Annotated in this window: 15 protein-coding genes and 1 tRNA gene; 9 read left to right on the plus strand and 7 right to left on the minus strand. The window is 63.5% G+C overall.

Annotation, left to right across the window (positions count from 1 at the left end):
- Positions 1-75: 75 nt before the first annotated feature.
- Genes infC through JWJ88_RS03705 form a run of 4 tightly spaced genes read left to right on the plus strand, consistent with a single transcriptional unit; the run spans position 76 to position 4,234 of the window.
- Positions 76-624, plus strand: coding sequence for a translation initiation factor IF-3 (gene infC / locus JWJ88_RS03690; RefSeq protein ID WP_205294761.1), 549 nt, complete (start codon positions 76-78; stop codon positions 622-624).
- 12 nt (positions 625-636) lie between these two features.
- The gene (dut, locus tag JWJ88_RS03695; protein WP_205294762.1) at positions 637-1,098 is read left to right on the plus strand and encodes a dUTP diphosphatase; all 462 of its coding nucleotides are present in this window, start codon (positions 637-639) and stop codon (positions 1,096-1,098) included.
- 22 nt (positions 1,099-1,120) lie between these two features.
- Positions 1,121-2,164 (plus strand): HesA/MoeB/ThiF family protein, encoded by a 1,044-nt coding sequence (locus tag JWJ88_RS03700; protein WP_205295108.1) that lies wholly within the window; start codon positions 1,121-1,123, stop codon positions 2,162-2,164.
- A 33-nt stretch (positions 2,165-2,197) separates the two neighbouring features.
- Entirely contained in the window at positions 2,198-4,234 is a 2,037-nt protein-coding gene (locus JWJ88_RS03705) for a M3 family metallopeptidase (protein ID WP_205294763.1), read from the plus strand.
- A gap of 110 nt (positions 4,235-4,344) precedes the next feature.
- Here the strand turns inward: JWJ88_RS03705 and JWJ88_RS03710 are convergent, their stop codons facing one another.
- Positions 4,345-4,947 (minus strand): SH3 domain-containing protein, encoded by a 603-nt coding sequence (locus tag JWJ88_RS03710; protein WP_407673899.1) that lies wholly within the window; start codon positions 4,945-4,947, stop codon positions 4,345-4,347.
- Between the two features lie 91 nt (positions 4,948-5,038).
- Between JWJ88_RS03710 and JWJ88_RS03715 the strand changes: the two genes are divergently transcribed.
- Positions 5,039-6,049 carry a 2-hydroxyacid dehydrogenase gene (locus JWJ88_RS03715; RefSeq protein WP_205294764.1) on the plus strand — a complete coding sequence of 337 codons (1,011 nt, stop codon included), beginning with the start codon at positions 5,039-5,041 and terminating at the stop codon, positions 6,047-6,049.
- Between the two features lie 171 nt (positions 6,050-6,220).
- Positions 6,221-8,713 carry a GcvT family protein gene (locus JWJ88_RS03720; protein WP_205294765.1) on the plus strand — a complete coding sequence of 831 codons (2,493 nt, stop codon included), beginning with the start codon at positions 6,221-6,223 and terminating at the stop codon, positions 8,711-8,713.
- A 39-nt stretch (positions 8,714-8,752) separates the two neighbouring features.
- On the opposite strand, the gene JWJ88_RS03725 is transcribed toward JWJ88_RS03720, so the two are convergent.
- From JWJ88_RS03725 to lipB, 5 genes are all read right to left on the minus strand, one after another.
- The gene (locus tag JWJ88_RS03725; RefSeq protein WP_205294766.1) at positions 8,753-9,271 is read right to left on the minus strand and encodes a GNAT family N-acetyltransferase; all 519 of its coding nucleotides are present in this window, start codon (positions 9,269-9,271) and stop codon (positions 8,753-8,755) included.
- Between the two features lie 98 nt (positions 9,272-9,369).
- Complete coding sequence (locus tag JWJ88_RS03730) at positions 9,370-9,864, minus strand: DUF2244 domain-containing protein (protein ID WP_205294767.1); 495 nt, start codon at positions 9,862-9,864, stop codon at positions 9,370-9,372.
- Positions 9,865-9,883: 19 nt separating this feature from the next.
- A complete protein-coding gene (gene ctaD, locus JWJ88_RS03735) occupies positions 9,884-11,560 on the minus strand; it encodes a cytochrome c oxidase subunit I (RefSeq protein WP_205294768.1) in 1,677 nt (558 codons plus the stop codon).
- Between the two features lie 172 nt (positions 11,561-11,732).
- Entirely contained in the window at positions 11,733-12,194 is a 462-nt protein-coding gene (locus tag JWJ88_RS03740) for a c-type cytochrome (protein ID WP_205294769.1), read from the minus strand.
- 145 nt (positions 12,195-12,339) lie between these two features.
- Positions 12,340-12,996 (minus strand): lipoyl(octanoyl) transferase LipB, encoded by a 657-nt coding sequence (lipB, locus tag JWJ88_RS03745; protein WP_240200191.1) that lies wholly within the window; start codon positions 12,994-12,996, stop codon positions 12,340-12,342.
- Positions 12,997-13,140: 144 nt separating this feature from the next.
- On the opposite strand from lipB, the gene metH reads away from it, so the two are divergent.
- The 3 genes from metH (at position 13,141) to JWJ88_RS03760 (ending at position 18,530) form a co-directional block, all read left to right on the plus strand.
- Positions 13,141-16,896 carry a methionine synthase gene (metH, locus tag JWJ88_RS03750; RefSeq protein ID WP_205294771.1) on the plus strand — a complete coding sequence of 1,252 codons (3,756 nt, stop codon included), beginning with the start codon at positions 13,141-13,143 and terminating at the stop codon, positions 16,894-16,896.
- Between the two features lie 76 nt (positions 16,897-16,972).
- A tRNA-Leu gene (locus JWJ88_RS03755) sits at positions 16,973-17,059 on the plus strand.
- A 184-nt stretch (positions 17,060-17,243) separates the two neighbouring features.
- On the plus strand, positions 17,244-18,530 hold the full coding sequence (locus JWJ88_RS03760) for an O-acetylhomoserine aminocarboxypropyltransferase/cysteine synthase family protein (protein ID WP_205294772.1): 1,287 nt from the start codon (positions 17,244-17,246) through the stop codon (positions 18,528-18,530).
- Positions 18,531-18,569: 39 nt separating this feature from the next.
- Here the strand turns inward: JWJ88_RS03760 and JWJ88_RS03765 are convergent, their stop codons facing one another.
- Complete coding sequence (locus tag JWJ88_RS03765) at positions 18,570-19,388, minus strand: SIMPL domain-containing protein (protein ID WP_205294773.1); 819 nt, start codon at positions 19,386-19,388, stop codon at positions 18,570-18,572.
- Between the last annotated feature and the right edge of the window lie 125 nt (positions 19,389-19,513).

Below are 19,513 nucleotides of genomic sequence, written 5' to 3' on the forward strand. Positions count from 1 at the left end.
CCCCAAACGTCGAATCCGGTTGAAAATTTGCCCGCGCAGGACTATCTAACCGCGCGATAGACCGGCAATACAAGGATGACAGCCATAGCCCGCAGACCGCATAACGCTCCGCCCACTCGTGATACCGGCCCCCGCGTCAATGATCGCATCCGAGTCGCCGAAATCCGCCTGATCGGCCCCGAAGGCGAGAATGTCGGAGTTGTGACACCCGCCCGCGGTATGGAGCTAGCACGAGACGCAGGGCTGGACCTTGTCGAGATTTCCCCGAACGCCGTGCCCCCGGTCTGCAAGATCATGGATCTGGGCAAGTTCAAATACGAACAGCAAAAGCGCGAGGCCGAGGCCCGTAAGAAGCAGAAGATCATCGAGATCAAGGAGATCAAGTTCCGTCCCGGGACCGATACCCATGACTACGAGGTCAAGATGCGCTCGGTCATGAAATTCCTGGCCGAAGGCGACAAGGTCAAGATCACCTTGCGTTTCCGTGGCCGCGAGATGGCGCACCAACAACTTGGCGTCGAACTTTTGAACCGCGTTGCCGCCGAAGTCGGCGAGGCGGGCAAGGTCGAATCGATGCCCAAGCTGGAAGGGCGCCAGATGGTCATGATGATCTCGCCGAAATAAGGGGCTTTGGGGATGGCGGCCGAGGTGACGATTCTGGTTCTGCGCGAACCGGGCGCCGACCCGGCGCTGCCCCTGCCCGAATACCAGACCGCGGGCTCGGCCGGCGCCGACCTACGCGCCGATCTGGGCGGGGATGAGCTGTTGCTTGATCCCGGCCAGATCCGCCTGGTACCCACCGGGCTGCGCGTGCAGATCCCCCCGGGTTATGAGATGCAGATCCGCCCCCGCTCCAGCCTTGCGCTGAAGCATGGGGTGACCTTGCCCAACACCCCCGGCACCATAGACAGCGATTATCGCGGTCCGCTGGGGGTGATCATGATTAACTTGGGGTCGCAGCCCTATACCATCCACCATGGCGAACGTATCGCTCAGGCCGTGGTCGCCCCTGTGACCCGCGTCGCCTATGTCATGGCCGGAGAGCTGGACCAGACGGCGCGCGGAGAAGGCGGATTCGGTTCGACCGGGCGGGCGTGAGCCCGTGCTGATTCTTGTCCTCATGCTCGCCATGCTGGTCGCGGCGCGTTTGCTCGGCTGGCCGGAATGGCGGGGCTGGGCCGGCGTCGCGGCGCTTTGGCTTGCCGCCATCGCTGCCTTGGTTCTGGCCCCGGGCAGTGCTGCTGCACGGCTTGTTGGCGGCGATGCCCGTGTCTGGACGCTGGCGGGCGGCGTGGTTGCGCTTGTCCTCGGCTACCGCCTGCTGTTGCGCCAGATGCATCGCAGATCCGTTCCCTTGCCCGAAGCGTCCAATATCCCGAACCCGCCCCAGCTCTCCGGACCGCTTTCGGACGCCGAGCTTGACCGCTATGCCCGCCATATCGTGCTGCGCGAGTTGGGCGGGCCGGGGCAGGCGGCGCTGCGGCGTGCGCGGGTGCTGGTGGTGGGGGCAGGCGGGCTTGGCGCGCCGGTCTGTCTTTATCTGGCCGGTGCTGGTATCGGACGCATCACCATCGCCGACGAGGACCGGGTCAGCCTGTCGAACCTGCAACGCCAGGTGATCTTTCGCAGTGCCGATGATGGCCGCCCCAAGGCCGAGGCAGCGCGCGACGCCATGCAGGCGTTGAACCCCCATGTCGAAATCACCGCGCTGAACCGGCGTATTGCCGAGGATGACGCCGCGCTGATCGCCGAACACGATCTGGTGCTGGACGGCACCGATACATTCGCCGCGCGCCATGCGGTGAATGCCGCCTGCGTGGCGGCGGGTGTGCCGCTGATTGCCGGCGCCATCGCGCAATGGGAAGGGCAGGTCACCGTCTGGGACCCGCGCCATGATGCGCCCTGCATGGCCTGCCTTTTCCCGCAGGCCCCGGCGCCGGGGCTTGCGCCGGCCTGTGCCGAGGCGGGCGTCGTCGGTCCGCTGCCCGGCGTCATCGGCAGCATGATGGCGCTGGAGGCGATCAAGCTGATTGCCGGGACCGGAGAGCCGCTGCGCGGTCGGATGCTGATCTTTGACGGGCTTTATGGCGAGAATCGGGTGATGAAAATCTCGCGCCGCGCCGATTGCCCGGTCTGTGGCTCTGGACATTTCCGCGCAGGCTGAAACACTCGCGGCCAACCGGAAAAGGAGGCTCGCATGAACCCCGAACTGACCCATTGGACCGGCCCGCTGGGGCTGCCGCGTTTCGACCTGATCCGCGACGAGGATTTCCCGCCCGCTTTCGATGCCTGCCTGCAACTGGCCGGACAAGCGGTCGAGGCGATTGCCGCCAACCCCGCTCCGCCCAGCTTCGACAATACCGTCGCGGCGCTGGAAAGCGCCGAGGAGCCGCTGAACCGGCTTTGCGCGATCTTCTACACCCTGACCGGGGTCGATTCGAACCCCGCGCGCGAAGACCAGCAACGTCAGATCGCCCCGCGTCTGGCCGCGCATGGCAGTAAGGTCAGTATGGACCCGCGGCTTTTCGACCGGGTCGAGGCGGTGATGCAGGATGCCGATGACCTTGCGCCCGAGGATCGGCGGCTGACCGAACTGACCCTGCGTGGTTTGCGCCGGGCGGGGGCGGGCCTGACTGGTGCGTCGCGTGAACGTATGGCCGAAATCCGCGAGCGGCTGGCGGTGCTTTCGAACGACTTCGCCCAGAACGTGCTGACCGACGAGCGCGACTTTACCATGGCCGTGTCGGACGACCAGCTTGCGGGCCTGCCCGAATGGCTGATCCGCGCCATGCGGGCGGCCGCGCGGGAACGCGGGCTTACCGGGCAGATCGTGACGCTCAACCGCTCATTGATCGTGCCATTTCTGGAATATGCAGCCGATCGCGGGCTGCGCGAGGCGGCATGGCGCGCCTGGACCGCCCGTGGCTCGGGGCAGGGTGCCGGCGGCGCTGCGACCGACAACCGCCAGGTCGCCGCCGAGATCCTGAGCCTGCGGCACGAACGCGCCCGGTTGCTGGGTTACGAGGATTTCGCCAGCTACAAGCTGGAGCCCGAGATGGCCAGAACCGCCGCGAATGTCGAGGCGCTGCTGACCGAGGTCTGGGCCGCTGCGAAGACCCGCGCCGATGCGGATGCCGCGCGTCTGGCCGAAATGCTGCATGAGGATGGCGTGAACGGCGCGCTGGAGCCTTGGGACTGGCGCTTTTACGCGGGGCGTCGACGCAAGGCCGAACACGATCTGGACGAGGCCGAGGTCAAGCCTTACCTGACGCTTGAGGCCATGCTGGGTGCGGTCTTCGATACCGCGCAGCGGCTGTTCGGTATCGAGATGCGCGAATTTGTGGCACCGCTGTGGTCGCCCGATGCCCGTGCATGGGAAGTGACGCGAAACGACCAGCCTCTGGCGGTGTTTGTCGGCGATTATTTCGCCCGGCCCAGCAAGCGGTCGGGGGCGTGGTGTTCGTCCTTGCAGCAGCAGCACAAGATCGGGCAGGGGCAGCGGCCCATTGTTACCAATGTCTGCAATTTCACCCCGCCCGAGGCCGAGGGCGCGCCCGCCTATCTGTCGTGGGACGATGCGCATACGCTGTTCCACGAATTCGGTCATGCGCTGCATCATATCCTGTCGGATGTCAGTTGGCCCTCGATGTCGGGCACCTCGGTCGCACGGGATTTCGTTGAACTGCCAAGTCAGCTTTTCGAACATTGGCTGGAACAGCCGCAGGTGCTGGACCGCCATGCGCGCCATGCCGAAACCGGCGCGCCGTTGCCGGCCGGCCTGCGCGATCGCATCCTTGCGGCGGGCAATGCCGATCAGGGTTTCGCGACTACCGAATATCTGGAAAGCGCGCTGGTCGACCTGGCCTTTCACCGCGGGGCCCCGCCCGCCGATCCGATGGCGCGACAAGCCGAGGTTCTGGCTGGTTTGGGCGCACCTGCGGCCATTCCGATGCGCCATGCCACGCCGCATTTCGCGCATGTCTTTTCCGGCGACGGCTATTCCTCGGGTTATTACAGCTATATGTGGTCCGAGGTGATGGATGCCGACGCGTTCGAGGCCTTCGTGGAAAAAGGCGATGCCTTCGACCCGCAAACCGCGCGGCGGCTGGAGGAGTGGATTCTGTCCAAGGGCGATTCCCGTCCTGCCGATGAGCTTTGGCTGCAATTCAGGGGACGCAAGCCCGGAGTGCAGGCGCTGCTGAAAGGCCGTGGCCTTGTGACTGCCACCGACTGATACCCGTCGCGAATGTCAGGCCGGGGACAGCATTCGCCCTGTCCTTGGCGCGTCCGGTCGCCGATGTTGACCGGACGGGTATTTCTGGGCTTGGCTGGCTTTCCGGGGCCTTAGTCGCGCGTCTCGTCGGGATCGACGCCCCAGATCGTCGTCTTGGGCACCCAGCCCTTCTCTCCACCGCCCGAGACCCGGCACCAGTCGACGGTGCATTCATGCAGCCGCACGATGGCGCCCGCCTCGGCCCGGGCCACCACGTTTGCGCGCGGTTCGGGGCGGGACAGCAGGTCCAGCATGTCCTTGGTCACGATGGCGGTGCGAACGCCCGACAGCAGTGAGTAATGCACCCAGCCGCCGGCGCCGTCCTGATCCTCGACCCGGCGCCAATGGCCGAACTCGGCCACGACGCGCAGGGGCATGCCGGCATGGCGGAACACCCAGTCTATGCGATGCGACAGGCTTGGCCCCCGGCGGGCATTGCCCTCGCCGCCCTTCAGGCTGACAAAGCGCGGCAGCGGCAGGTTGGTCACGGTCCCCCGGTTCGGATCGCCCTTGCCGTCCTGATGGCGGCTGATTGTCGCATCCGCGGACAACCCGGGAATCTGCCGGGCATCCAGATTCTCACCCGGATTGGTGGCTTGCGCCAGCGCTGCCATTCCGAAACACGTCGCCGTCGCCAGTATCGCGGCGCCCAGCCAGACCTGTCCTTGCTTCATCTGCCCGTCCTGCTTGTTGGGGGTCTTGTGCCTGCCCCGCATCGCGGGCACTTTGCCAAAAGCCGCCCGGCTTTGGAAGAGAGGAGCGACCATGCCCGCCGTTCATGCGACCGATCCCACCCGTTCGCGCCTTAAAGTTACCGTGAGCAGGCGTCTGCCCGAGGCGGTCGAGACCCGGATGTCCGAACTTTTCGACGTTGCCCTGAACGCCGACGACCACAAGATGAGTCGCGACGAACTGGTGGCCGCCATGCGCATCTCGGATGTGCTGGTGCCGACGATCACCGACCATATCGACGCCGCCATGCTGGCTCAGGCCGGAGACAAGCTGAAACTGATCGCCAATTACGGCGCCGGGGTCGATCATATCGACGCCCATTCCGCGCGTCAGCGCGGCATTCTGGTCAGCAATACGCCGGGCGTGGTGACCGACGACACGGCAGACGTGGTCATGGCCCTGATCCTAGGCGTGACCCGCCGCATCCCCGAGGGCATGGCCGAAATGCAGGCCGGCCGTTGGCAGGGGTGGTCGCCCACGGCGCATCTGGGCGGCCGGCTGGGCGGTCGCCGTCTTGGCATCCTTGGCATGGGCCGTATCGGTCAGGCGGTGGCGCGGCGCGCCAATGTCTTTGGCATGCAGGTGCATTATCACAACCGCCGCCGGCTTCGCCCGGAAATCGAGGCCGAGTTGCAGGCGACCTATTGGGAAAGCCTGGATCAGATGCTGGCGCGTATGGATATCGTGTCGGTGAATGCGCCGCATACGCCCTCGACTTTTCACCTGCTGAGCGCGCGGCGGCTGAAGCTGCTGAAACCCAGCGCCGTGGTCATCAACACCTCGCGCGGCGAGGTGATCGACGAAAACGCCCTGACGCGGATGCTGCGCGCGGGCGAGATCGCGGGGGCAGGCTTGGACGTTTTTGAACATGGGCATGAGATCAACCCCCGGCTGCGAGAGCTGGCCAATGTGGTGCTGCTGCCGCATATGGGCTCGGCCACGATCGAGGGGCGGGTCGAGATGGGCGAGAAAGTCATCATAAATATCAAGACTTTCGCGGATGGTCATCGCCCGCCTGATCTGGTGGTGCCCTCGATGCTGTGACTGCCACGCCCGGTGTTCCGGGGCGTTTGCATCTGATGCCCTGCAAATGCCGCCCAAGTGTCGCCGTGTCGTTTTTTGCCAAGAACATGTCGCGGGAAATATCTGCACCGCTCCCGTTTCGGGCTCTAATCGCCATAATCAGCTAGAGCGCGAAACAGGGAGTCGCTTGCCATGAAAACCCATGTGAAGGCCCTTGTGGTCGGAGGCGGTGCCGTGGGCTGCGGCATCGCGTTGCATCTGGCCCGTGCGGGGTGGGAGACGATGCTGGTCGAGCGGGACGAACTGACCGCCGGATCGACCTGGCATGCGGCGGGTCTGCTGCCCCTGTTCAACATGGGCTATGCAACCACTCATATCCACGACTATTCGGTCAAGCTTTATGCCGGTCTTGAGGCCGAGACGGGGCTGAACGCCGGCTTTACCCGCTGCGGCAACCTGCGCATGGCGCAGACGCAGGCGCGGATGGACGAATACATGCTTTATTCCGCCACTGCAGAAACAGTGGGCATCGAACATGAATTCCTGACACCTGCCCAGATCAAGGAACGCTGGCCGCTGCTGCGCACCGAGGATCTGCAAGGCGCGCTGTTCCATCCGACTGATGGCTATATCAACCCCGCCGATGTGACGCAGGCCATGGCGCGGGCGGCGCGCATGGCGGGCGCGACCATCGAACGCAGGATCCAGGTCAACGGCTATGAATGGACCGGCGAGGAATGGATCGTCACCTGCGAGAAGATGATCGAAAAGGGCGGCAATCTGGTTCCCTCGGGCGAGCCGTTTCAGATCCGGGCCGAACATGTCGTGACCGCGACCGGCAACCATGCGCAGCGCACAGCCCGCCTTCTGGGCATCAAGATCCCGGCGATTCCCGTCGAGCACCAGTATATCGTGACCGAGCCCGATCCGGACCTTGCCGCCTGGCGCGCCGCCGGTAATCCCGAACACCCGGTCCTGCGCGATGCGGATGCCAAATGGTATGTGCGCGAGGAACGCGGCGGCTGGATCCTTGGTCCATATGAACGCAACGCTCCGGCGCGTTTCCTGTACGATGTGCCCGAAAGCTTCCGCGCCGATCTTTTCGCGTTGGATCTGGAACGGATCGAGCAGGAATACATGTCGATGATCCACCGGATTCCCAGCTCGGAAACTGTGGGTCTCAAGGACGATTTCAACGGCCCGATCTGCTACACGCCTGACGGCAACCCGCTGGTCGGCCCGGCACCCGGCCTGCGCAACATGTGGCTGGCCGAAGGCTTCAGCTTTGGTATCACCGCTGCGGGGGGCACGGGCCATTATCTGGCGCAGATGATGACCGAGGGCGAGGCCGAGATCGACATGGCCAGCCTTGACCCGCGCCGCTTCGGGCAGTGGATGACGACCGAATACGCGGCCCGGAAAAATGAAGAGGCCTATGAGCATGTCTTTGTCCTGCACCACCCCGATGAAGAACGCGAGGCCTGCCGCCCGCTGCGCACCACCCCGGCCTATGACCGCCAAAAGGCGGCGGGCGCGCAATTCGGGCAGGTGAACGGCTGGGAACGGCCGAACTATTACACGCCTGCCGGTTTCGACGACCATGCCGCGCGCAGTTTCCGCCGGGGCAGTTGGTGGCAATATGCCAAGGCCGAGGCCGAGGCGATTCGCAACGCCGCCGGTCTGATCGACGCCTCGGCCTTTGCCAAGCACCGCGTATCGGGCGAGGGGGCGACGGCGTTCCTTGACTGGTTCACCACCAACAAGCTGCCGAAAGTCGGTCGCATCAACCTGACCTATGCGCTGACCGAGACCGGCACGACGCGGACCGAATACACCATCGTCCGTCTGGCCGAGGATGACTACTACCTGATCTCGGCCGGCGCATGGGCGGATTACGACGGCGACCACCTGCGCAAGATGGCCGAGGAGATGGAGGGTGAATTCGGTCAGGTGATCGTGCAGGACATCACCACGCAATGGGGCGTCTTTGCCATTGCCGGCCCGAACAGCCGTGCGATCCTCAACGAACTGGTGCGCGATGCCGATCCCGCCTCGGTGCTGGGCAACAAGCGTTTCCCATGGCTGTCGATGCGCAATATCGAGCTGGGCATGTGCCCGGTCCGCGCCATCCGCGTCGCCTATACCGGCGAATTGGGGTGGGAGTTGCATCACCCCATCGAATTCGGCCGCTATCTTTGGGATCAACTGGTCGCTGCGGGTGAAAAACACGGCATGAAGTTGGTTGGTGCGCGGGCGCAGAACTGGTTGCGGCAGGAAAAAAGCTATCGCGCCTTCGGCACCGAACTGGGCCGCGATGCGACGCCGCTAGAGGCCGGGCTGGACCGATTTGTCGATCTGGACAAGGCGTTCAATGGCAAGCAGGCGATGCTGGACAAGGGTATTCGCAGCAAATGCGTCACCCTGCTGATCGACGGGCCGTCCGATGCCGATCCCTGGGGGCGCGAGGCGCTATATACCGCCGATGGCACCAAGGTCGGACGTCTGACCTCGGGCGGCTGGTCGGCGGCCTTTGGCAAATCCATCGGCATGGGCTATGTGCGCCCCGATCTGACCGAACCGGGAACCCGGCTCAAGGTTCGGATGCAACGCGAGTTGTGGGATGCGGTGGTGACCGAAGACAGCCCCTATGACCCCCAAAACAAGGTGATCCGTATCGACGGTTAAGCCGCTGAAAGAAGGCCCCGGGGCGCGGGGCCTTTTCCTTCATGCAGTGCCAAATTGGTGCCGCATTATCCCATAGCGATAAAACGGCTCGTCCTGCCGTAAACAGTTGATGAGACGCATTCCAACCTTGGCTGCCACGCGGATCGAGGCGAGGTTGTCGGGGTGGATGTCTGCAAACACCTGATGGACGCCCGAAAGGCGAAATGCGTGTTCCAGAACGGCTAGGGTCGCCTCGGTCGCATATCCTTTGCCCCATGCTGATCGGTTCAGTCGCCAGCCTGTCTCGAGTGCTGACTTTTGGGAGCCGTCAGCGGTCAGGAAGACCCAGCCGAGAAAACGATTGCCACCATCCTTGGGAAACAGCGACCAGTATCCCAGTCCCTCGCCCCAATTTGTCTGCATCCGTTCGCGAAGAAAGGCTTTATGTGCCTGCGGGTCTGTCCAAGGTCCGGGGATATATCTGGTGACCTCGGCATCGCAATCCATCGCCAGACAGGCGTCGAAATCGGCCAAAGAGCGCGGCCGCAGCTCAAGACGCTGCGTGGTGAACTGCGGCATGTTCCGGTCCATCGGAAAAAGACTCCGAAGACAGGAGCGTATTGCCGCGAGAATCGCAACCGGCGCGATGCATTCCTGCGGGGGTTTTCACCCAGTCGCTACCGACGCGCCGCCGCAAGCCGCCGATCCAGATCGTCGTGCAAGGCCTGGCGTTCCTCGGGCGCAAGGAATGCGCCCAGTTCGACCTCGCGCTTGCCGTCGGTCAGAACCAGATAATCCTTGACCGGGCCGTTCTGGCGCAGGGTGGCGCGCACCCAATAGGGGTTGGTCTGCCAGACCCGATCCGGCTGTCCGGGATCGCTGCGGATCAGGGTCAGGCGGTTCTGGTCAAGCCACATTACCTCATGCGCTGTGCCATAGCTGCGCTGAATGGCATGCCACAGCGCCCAGACCACCAGTGCGGCAAAGGGTAAAAGCCCCCAAAGCGCCGTCGAGCCGACCACTGCCAGCAGGGGTAACGCCAGTCCCGCTGTGGTCAGTCCGATCACCCAGACAAAGCCCTTACGGGACAATGAGCGGTGCGGCCAGATCTCAAGCCGAAAGCAAACGGCCCCGGAATCATCCGGGGCCGCGTCATGCCAAGTATAAGGCATCGCTGCTCAATGCGCGGGATTAATGCGCATGTGCGCGGTCCCAGTCCTCGCGCTTGGGCAGCGTCTCGAAAGTATGCTCCGGCGGCGGGGACGGCAGGGTCCATTCCAGCGTATCCGCATGCTCGTTCCAGTAGTTGGGAACGTTCACGCGCTTGCCGGCGAACAGCGTGTAGAAGACGATGCCGATGAACAGCAGGAACGAAGCGAACGAGATATAGGCCCCGATCGACGAGATGTTGTTCCAGTACGAGAACTCGACCGGATAGTCGATATAGCGGCGCGGCATGCCCTGACGGCCCAGGAAGTGCTGCGGGAAGAAGATCATGTTCGACCCGATGAACATCATCCAGAAATGCAGCTTGCCCGCCCATTCCGGGTATTGCCGGCCCGACATCTTGCCGATCCAGTAATAGACCCCGGCGAAGATCCCAAAGACCGCGCCCAGCGACATCACATAGTGGAAATGCGCCACGACGTAATAGGTGTCGTGATAGACCCGGTCCAGCGGCGCCTGGCTCAGCACCACGCCGGTCACGCCGCCGACGGTGAACAGGAACAGGAAGCCGAAGGCCCAGAGCATCGGCGTCTTGAACTCGATCGAGCCGCCCCACATCGTCGCGATCCACGAGAAGACCTTGATGCCGGTCGGCACCGCGATGGTCATGGTCGCCAGCATGAAATAGGCCTGCTGGGTCAGCGACATGCCAACCGTGTACATATGGTGCGCCCAGACCACGAAGCCCAGAATACCGATCGCGGCCATGGCCAGCACCATCGGCAGATAGCCGAAGATCGGCTTCTTGGAGAAGGTCGAAATCACATGGCTGATGATGCCGAAGCCCGGCAGGATGATGATATAGACCTCGGGGTGGCCAAAGAACCACAGGATGTGCTGGTAAAGCACCGGGTCGCCGCCACCGGCCGGGTCGAAGAAATGCGTGCCGAAGTTGCGGTCCATCAGCAGCATGGTGATCGCGCCCGCCAGAACCGGCAGCGACAGCAGGATCATCCATGCGGTGATGAAGACCGACCAGGCGAACAGCGGCACCTTGAACAGCGTCATGCCCGGGGCGCGCATGTTCAGGAAGGTGGTGATGATGTTGATCGCGCCCAGAATCGAGCTGGCACCCGAGACGTGGACGGCAAAGATCGCCAGATCCATGGAGTAGCCCGACTCGGTCGTCGAAAGCGGCGGGTAAAGCACCCAGCCCACGCCCGAGCCCGGCTGGTCGCTGCCGCCCGGCGCCAGAAGCGATGCGACACCCAGGGCCACGCCGCAGACATACATCCAGTAGGACAGGTTGTTCAGCCGCGGAAAGGCCATGTCCGGTGCGCCGATGTGCAACGGCATGAAATAGTTGCCGAAACCGCCGAACAGCGCCGGGATGACCACGAAGAACATCATGAGCACACCGTGATAGGTGATCATGACGTTCCACAGATGTCCGTTCGGGGTACATTCCGCCGCGGCGTTGGGGAAGAGACGCGCGCCTTCAAGGCACATGAACTGCACGCCGGGATGCTGCAGTTCCATCCGCATATAGACGGTGAAGCATACCGAGATCAGGCCGACGACGCCGGCCGTGAACAGGTAAAGGATACCGATATCCTTGTGGTTTGTTGACATGAACCAGCGGGTGAAAAACCCGCGGGTGTCATGATGGTCACCGTGGCCGTGAACGGCTGCGTCTGCCATGCGTGGACTCCCTAGACATGCGGCTGGCCGGCCATAGGCCGACGGACTCGCATGTTTCTAGCCCACAATCCTACCCCTCGCAATGCGAAGAAGGGACTAATAGTCGCGCCCCTGAGTGCTTTTGTCGCACGCAGGGGCGGGGTTATCCAGAATCATGATTGCCGTGTGGCGATCAGTTCGATTCGCCTTCGGCTGCGGCTTCACCGCCCGCGTCGGGCGAGTTCTGGGCCAGGAATGCCACTACGTCGGCCTGGTTCTTGCCCATCTTGAAAGTCATCTTGGTCTTGGCTGCCGAATCGTCGGTGTGCTTGATCAGCCAAGGCTTGGGATCGGTGACGTATTCGATCAACTCGGCCTCATCCCAGACCATGTCGGGGTTCTTTTCGGCGACCTCAAGAATGCCGTCGCCATATTTGAAGCCGTCTTCCGAGGCGATCTTGCGGCCGACGACCCCGTAGAGGTTCGGCCCGGTCTTGCCACCCTTGACGATGTCGGTGCCATCCGGCGCCTGGATCATGTGGCAAGCCTTGCACTTGTTGAACTCTTTCTCGCCTTTGGCCGCGTCGCCATCTTGAGCCGCAGCGGGCAGGGCGAGGGTGATGGCGGCGAGAGTGGCATAGATGCTGATCTTCATCGCGTTTCCTCTTGGGTATCGCACATTGTCTTGGGAAACGAACCTCTCCGCCTCCCGTTTGACAGGGCTATCATGCACCAAGCCGTCGGGACACAGGAAAAAGGTCGCAGGCCGGTACAGAGGAGAATATGTCGCAGGAACGAAATCAGCCGGCGAGAGGCGGAAAGTTCCGGGCAAAACTGCGATGCAGCGCCAGATCCAGATCGTTCATTCCAACCGGCAGGCCCATATCGACAAGGCTGGTGACGCCATGTCCGGAAATGCCGCAGGGCACAATGCCCGCGTAATGTTCCAGATCCGGCTCCACGTTGATGGAGATGCCGTGGAAGCTGACCCATTTGCGCAGTTTGATGCCGATGGCGGCGATCTTGTCCTCGCGCATGGATCCGTCGGGCAGCCGGGCCTTGTCGGGACGGGCGATCCAGACGCCGACGCGGCCTTCGCGGATCTCGCCTTTCAGGTTGAACTCGGCCAAGGCGTCGATGACCCAGCCCTCCAGCGCCTTGACAAAGGTGCGCACGTCGCGGCCGCGCCGGTTCAGATCCAGCATGACATAGACCACGCGCTGCCCCGGTCCGTGGTAAGTATACTGACCGCCGCGCCCGGCTGCATGCACCGGAAAGCGCGCGTGTAGCAGATCGGTGGGCTTGGCCGAGGTGCCGGCGGTATAAAGCGGCGCATGTTCGACCAGCCAGACCAGTTCCTCTGCCTCGCCGGCCGCAATGGCGGCTGCGCGCGCCTCCATGAAGGTGATCGCCTGCTGATAGTCGGTCAGGCCGGGGGCGGAAATCCATTCGGTCATACGCTTCTCTTGCATCAAGCGGCGCGACCGGGCAAGGGGCGGTGCTTAACATGAATATGCTGCATGATTATCGTGCGGATGTTGAATTTCACTAAATGCCCGACTGCCTGTATACAGGCGGTCTCATAACGCCCGGATTCTGTCATGACCTTGCCTTTTTCCCCTGTATTCGACGCCCTGCGCACGGCAGCCCGCCAACGCATTCTTATCCTCGACGGCGCGATGGGGACGCAGATTCAGCAACTTGGCATGACCGAGGCCGATTTCGCCGGTCATGGCGCGGGTTGCGCCTGCGGCTGCCATCCGCCCGCGCCGGGCGAACATCCGCAGCAGGGCAACAACGATCTGCTGAACCTGACCCAGCCGGTGGCGATCGAAGAGATCCATTACCGCTATGCCATGGCCGGTGCCGATATCGTCGAGACCAATACATTCTCTTCGACCACCATAGCGCAGGCCGATTATGGCTTGGAATCGGCGGTTTATGACCTGAACCTCCATGGCGCGCGCATTGCCCGCCGCGCCCTTGACCGCGCTACCGCCGAGGACGGGCGCCCACGTTGGGTGGCCGGCGCGCTGGGACCGACCAACCGAACCGCCTCGATCAGCCCGGATGTGAACAATCCCGGCTATCGGGCTGTTTCTTTTGACGATCTGCGCATCGCCTATTCCGAGCAGCTTCGCGGGCTGATCGATGGCGGTGCCGATCTGATCCTGATCGAAACCATCTTCGACACGCTGAATGCCAAAGCTGCCATCTTTGCCTGCGAGGAAGTGTTTCAGGACAAGGGGCTCCGCCTGCCGGTGATGATCTCGGGCACGATCACCGACCTGTCCGGGCGCACGCTGTCGGGCCAGACCCCGACGGCATTCTGGTATTCCATGTCCCACGCCGCGCCGATCACCGTGGGCCTGAATTGCGCGCTTGGCGCGGCCGCAATGCGTCCGCATCTGGCCGAACTGTCTTCGGTCGCGGATACGCTGATCTGCGCCTATCCCAATGCCGGCCTGCCGAACGAGATGGGCCAATACGACGAAACGCCCGAGGAGATGGCGGCGCAAGTGGCCGATTTCGCCCGCGAAGGGCTGGTGAACGTGGTCGGCGGCTGCTGCGGCTCGACGCCCGAGCATATCGCCGCCATCGCCCGTGCCGTGGCGGACCTGGCCCCGCGCGAGATCCCGCAGATCGAACCGCGCCTGCGCCTGTCCGGTCTTGAGCCCTTCATCAAGACCGATGACATCCCCTTCATGAATGTGGGCGAGCGCACGAACGTCACCGGCTCGGCCCGGTTCCGCAAGCTCGTGACCAATGGCGATTACGCCGCCGCGCTGGACGTGGCCCGCGATCAGGTCGAGAACGGTGCGCAGATCATCGACATCAACATGGATGAGGGGCTGATCGATTCCAAACAGGCGATGATCGACTACCTGAACCTGATCGCTGCCGAGCCCGACATCGCCCGCGTTCCGGTCATGATCGACAGCTCGAAATGGGAGGTGATCGAGGCCGGGCTGAAATGCGTGCAGGGCAAGGCCATCGTGAACTCGATCTCGCTGAAAGAGGGCGAGGAGGCGTTTCTGGAACACGCCACGCTTTGCCGCCGCTATGGCGCGGCCGTGGTGGTCATGGCCTTTGACGAAGCCGGTCAGGCCGATACCGAGAACCGCAAGGTCGAGATCTGCACCCGCGCCTATGACCTGCTGGTGAACAAGGTCGGTTTCCCGCCTCAGGACATCATCTTCGACCCCAACATCTTTGCCATCGCCACCGGTATCGAGGAACACGACAACTACGGCGTCGATTTCATCGGTGCGACGCGGCGCATCGTGCAATCGCTGCCGCATGTGCATATCTCGGGCGGGGTCTCGAACCTGTCCTTCAGCTTCCGCGGCAACGAGCCGGTGCGCGAGGCGATGCATGCCGTCTTTCTTTACCATGCCATTCAGGCGGGCATGGACATGGGCATCGTCAACGCCGGTCAACTCGCGGTCTATGATCAGATCGACGCCGAGTTGCGCGAGGCGTGCGAGGATGTGGTGCTGAATCGCAAACCCAAATCCGGTAGCTCCGCCACCGAGAACATGCTGGAGCTTGCCGAGCGTTATCGGGGCGAGGGCGGGGCAAAGGCGCGCGAAAAGGACCTGACCTGGCGCACCTGGCCGGTCGACAAGCGGCTTGAACATGCACTGGTCAACGGCATCACCGAATATATCGAAGAGGATACCGAAGAGGCGCGGCAAAATGCCGAACGCCCCCTGCACGTCATCGAAGGCCCGCTGATGTCCGGTATGAACGTGGTGGGCGATCTGTTCGGTGCGGGCAAGATGTTCCTGCCGCAGGTGGTGAAATCCGCCCGGGTGATGAAGCAGGCCGTGGCGCATCTGCTGCCCTTCATGGAGGAGGAAAAGGCCGGGCAGGGCGGCGGTTCTTCCAGCGCCGGCAAGGTGCTGATGGCGACCGTCAAGGGCGACGTCCACGACATCGGCAAGAATATCGTCGGCGTCGTGCTGGCCTGCAACAACTATGAAATCATCGATCTGGGCGTGATGGTTCCGGCCACCAAGATCCTTGAGACGGCCAAGGCCGAAAAGGTCGATATCATCGGCCTGTCCGGCCTGATCACCCCCTCGCTGGACGAGATGGTGCATGTGGCCTCGGAAATGGAGCGCGAGGGGTTCGATATTCCCCTGCTGATCGGCGGCGCGACGACCTCGCGGGTGCATACGGCGGTCAAAATCAATCCGCGCTACGGCCGCGGGCAGGCGGTCTATGTCACCGATGCCAGCCGAGCCGTGGGTGTGGTCAGCAGCCTGCTCTCGGGCCAGAAAACCGCCTATGTCGACAATATCCGCGCCGAATATCTGGAGGTCGCGAACAAGCACGCCCGCGCCGAGGCGGACAAGAAGCGCCTGCCGCTTGCCACGGCGCGCGACAACGCGCTGCGCATCGACTGGACGGGCTTTCAGGCCAAGACGCCGGAGTTTTTCGGCCCCCGCGTGATCGACGACTTTGATCTGGCCGAGATCGCCCGCTATATCGACTGGACCCCCTTCTTCCAGACTTGGGAACTGAAGGGCGTTTATCCGCGCATCCTTGAGGACGAGAAGCAGGGCGAGGTCGCGCGACAGCTTTTCGCAGACGCCCAGGCCATGCTGAAGCGCATCATCGACGAGCAATGGTTCAAGCCGCGCGCGGTGGTCGGTTTCTGGCCGGCAAACCGCGTCGGAGACGATATCCGGCTTTTCACCGACGAGAATCGCAAGGACGAACTGGCCAGTTTCTATACCCTGCGCCAGCAGGTAACCAAACGCGACGGCCGCCCGAACGTGGCGCTGGCCGATTTCGTCGCCCCCGAGGGGCACCGCGACTATGTCGGCGGCTTCGTGGTTACGGCCGGTGGCGAAGAGCAGCAGATTGCCGACCGTTTCAAGGCGGCGCACGACGATTTCTCGGCCATTCTGGTGCAGGCGCTGGCCGACCGTTTCGCCGAGGCGCTGGCCGAGATGATGCATGAACGCGCGCGCAGGCAATACTGGGGCTACTCCGACGAAAGCTTTGCCCCTGACGAGCTGATCGCCGAGCCTTATGCGGGCATCCGCCCCGCGCCCGGCTATCCGGCCCAGCCGGACCACACGGAAAAGGTGGCGCTGTTCCGGTTGCTGGATGCGACCGCCGCGACCGGGGTGGAGTTGACCGAATCGATGGCGATGTGGCCCGGCGCCTCGGTCTCGGGTCTCTATATCGGCCACCCCGAGGCCTATTATTTCGGCGTCGCCAAGGTCGAGCACGATCAGGTTCTGGACTATGCCGCCCGCAAGGGAATGCCGGTTGCCACGGTCGAACGCTGGCTGGCTCCGATCCTGAATTACATGCCGCAAGCGGCTGTCGCGGCCGAGTGAAAAGAAACGCGCAGCGGGTGCAAAAATGCCCTTTTCATCCGCTGCGCAAGCGTCTAGAAGCCGGCTTGCTACGGATGCGGTCGTGGCGGAATTGGTAGACGCGCAGCGTTGAGGTCGCTGTTCCTTAACCGGAGTGGAAGTTCGAGTCTTCTCGACCGCACCATTTATCCCCAAAATTCAAAGGCGAATGGCGCTGCCCCCCTTGCCGGGGTGCCCGGCGATCGGGTTGGCATGCGCGGTTTTCCTCCGTCGGGCGACGGCGTTTCCCTTGTCGCGCCCGTGGGATTCCTATGGCATTTCCGGTTCGCTTGCGCCTAGTCTTCGCACCGAACCAAGGGAGAGTTTCCATGTCCGAGAATTGGGGTTTCGACACCACCGCCATCCACGCAGGCAGCGCGCCCGACCCGGCCACCGGGGCGCGGCAGGTGCCAATCTATCAGACCACGGCCTATGTCTTTAAGGACGCCGCCCACGCCGCCCGACTGTTTGGCCTGCAAGAGGTGGGCTATATCTATTCGCGCCTGACCAACCCGACGGTTGCCGCACTGCAGGCGCGGGTGGCCCAGCTTGAAGGCGGGGCCGGGGCGGTTTGCTGCTCTTCGGGCCATGCGGCGCAGATCATGTCGCTGTTCCCGCTGATGGGGCCGGGCAAGAACCTGGTCGCCTCGACCCGGCTTTACGGCGGCACCATTACCCAGTTCAGCCAGACCATCAAACGCTTCGGCTGGGGCGTGAAATTCGTCGATCTGGACGATCTGGACGCGCTGAGGGCGGCGGCCGACGACGATACCCGCGCGATTTTCTGCGAATCGATCTCGAACCCCGGCGGCTATGTCACCGACATTCCGGCAGTGGCCAAGGTCGCGGACGAGGTCGGCCTGCCGCTGATCGTCGATAACACGCTGGCCACGCCCTATCTGTGCAAGCCCATCGAGATGGGTGCGACGCTGGTCGTCCACAGCCTGACGAAATACATGACCGGCAACGGCACGGTGACCGGCGGCGTGGTTGTGGATTCGGGCAAGTTCGACTGGTCGGCTTCGGGCAAGTTCCCCAGCCTTTCGGAACCCGAGCCCGCCTATCACGGGATGAAATTCCACGAAACCTTCGGTGCGCTGGCCTATACGTTCCACGGCATTGCCATCGGTCTGCGCGATCTGGGCATGACCATGAATCCGCAAGCCGCGCATTACACGCTGATGGGGATCGAGACGCTGGGCCTGCGCATGGGCCGGCATGTCGAAAATGCCCAGAAGGTTGCTGAGTGGCTTGAGGCCGATTCGCGTGTAACTTCGGTTACTTATGCGGGGCTTGCCTCTTCGCCGTGGAACGCGACGGCGCAGCGGGTCTATCCCAAGGGGGCGGGTGCGCTTTTCTCGTTCGGTATCAAGGGCGGCTATGACGCGGCGGTGAAGCTGGTCGACAGCCTCAAGCTGTTTAGCCATGTGGCCAATCTGGGGGATGCGCGTTCGTTGGTGATCCATTCCGCCTCGACCACGCACAGCCAGTTGACCGACGAACAAAAGATCGCCGCAGGTGCAGGGCCGGACGTGGTGCGGCTGTCCATCGGCATCGAGGATGCGGCCGACATCATCGCCGATCTAGATCAGGCGCTGGCCGCAGCCACCGCCTGAAATGAAAAGGGCGGCGAGGTTTTCGCCGCCCTCTCATGATCAGTTCGCCGGAGCGGCGGGGGTTGCCTCGCCTTCGGGTGCCGGGGGCTCGCCGTTCTCTGCCGCGCGCATGGCGAAGACCGCCGTGACATTGGCACTTACACCCAATTCACCGGCTTCGATCGGCGTGGCGCTGGCCACTTCGGCGCGCATGGCCATCATCGGCCGCGGCCCGCCACCCATCTGCGCCTCGGACAGCGAGATCAGCCGACCAAGCTCCATGCCTGCCGCCTGGGCCATCACCTCGGCGCGTCGGCGCGCGTCGGCCACGGCCTCGGTGCGGGCCTGATCCTCGGCCCCTGTCATGTCGTCGCGGGAAAAGGCGATGCCGCTGATTTCATTGGCGCCCGAGGCGACCAGCTTGTCCAATACCGCGCCCAGCCCCGCCAGATCGCGCACCCGCACGGTTACGCTGTTTTGCGCGCCATAGCCCACCAGCTTGGGCGGCTGACCCTGATCCGAGAAATCCATCACCGGCGACAGGTTCAGTCCCGAGGTCTGGATATCGCGAGCCTCGACCCCCTCGGCTTTCAACGTCTCGATGACCTTGCTTTGCTGCTCGGCATTTTGCGCCATCGCGTCGGCGGCGGTGGTGGCGCGGGTGCTGACGCCCAGCGTGATGGTGGCCATGTCGGGCTGTGCCGTGGCCTGTCCGGTACCGGTGACCGTCACTCGGGCAAAGGGGGCGGGGTGTTTCATGGCGTGATGTCCCATCTGTGCGGGCGGCGGCGCGTCCGCTGGGGCAGGCTGGGCCATCAGCGGGGTTGCGCCCAGCACCATCAGCGTCGCGGCAGCCATCAGGGGTCGGAATTGGGGCATCGGGTCTTTCTCCTTGGGACGGCGGAAGTCTTCCGCACGCAGTTGTATTCACGAGCCCATATAACGCCAGAAAAGCGCCAGAGGATGCCTCACATTCCGGTGTTCGGCTTTTCACGGATCGCGTT

It is taken from the genome of Paracoccus methylovorus, assembly GCF_016919705.1.
GTDB lineage: Bacteria > Pseudomonadota > Alphaproteobacteria > Rhodobacterales > Rhodobacteraceae > Paracoccus > Paracoccus methylovorus.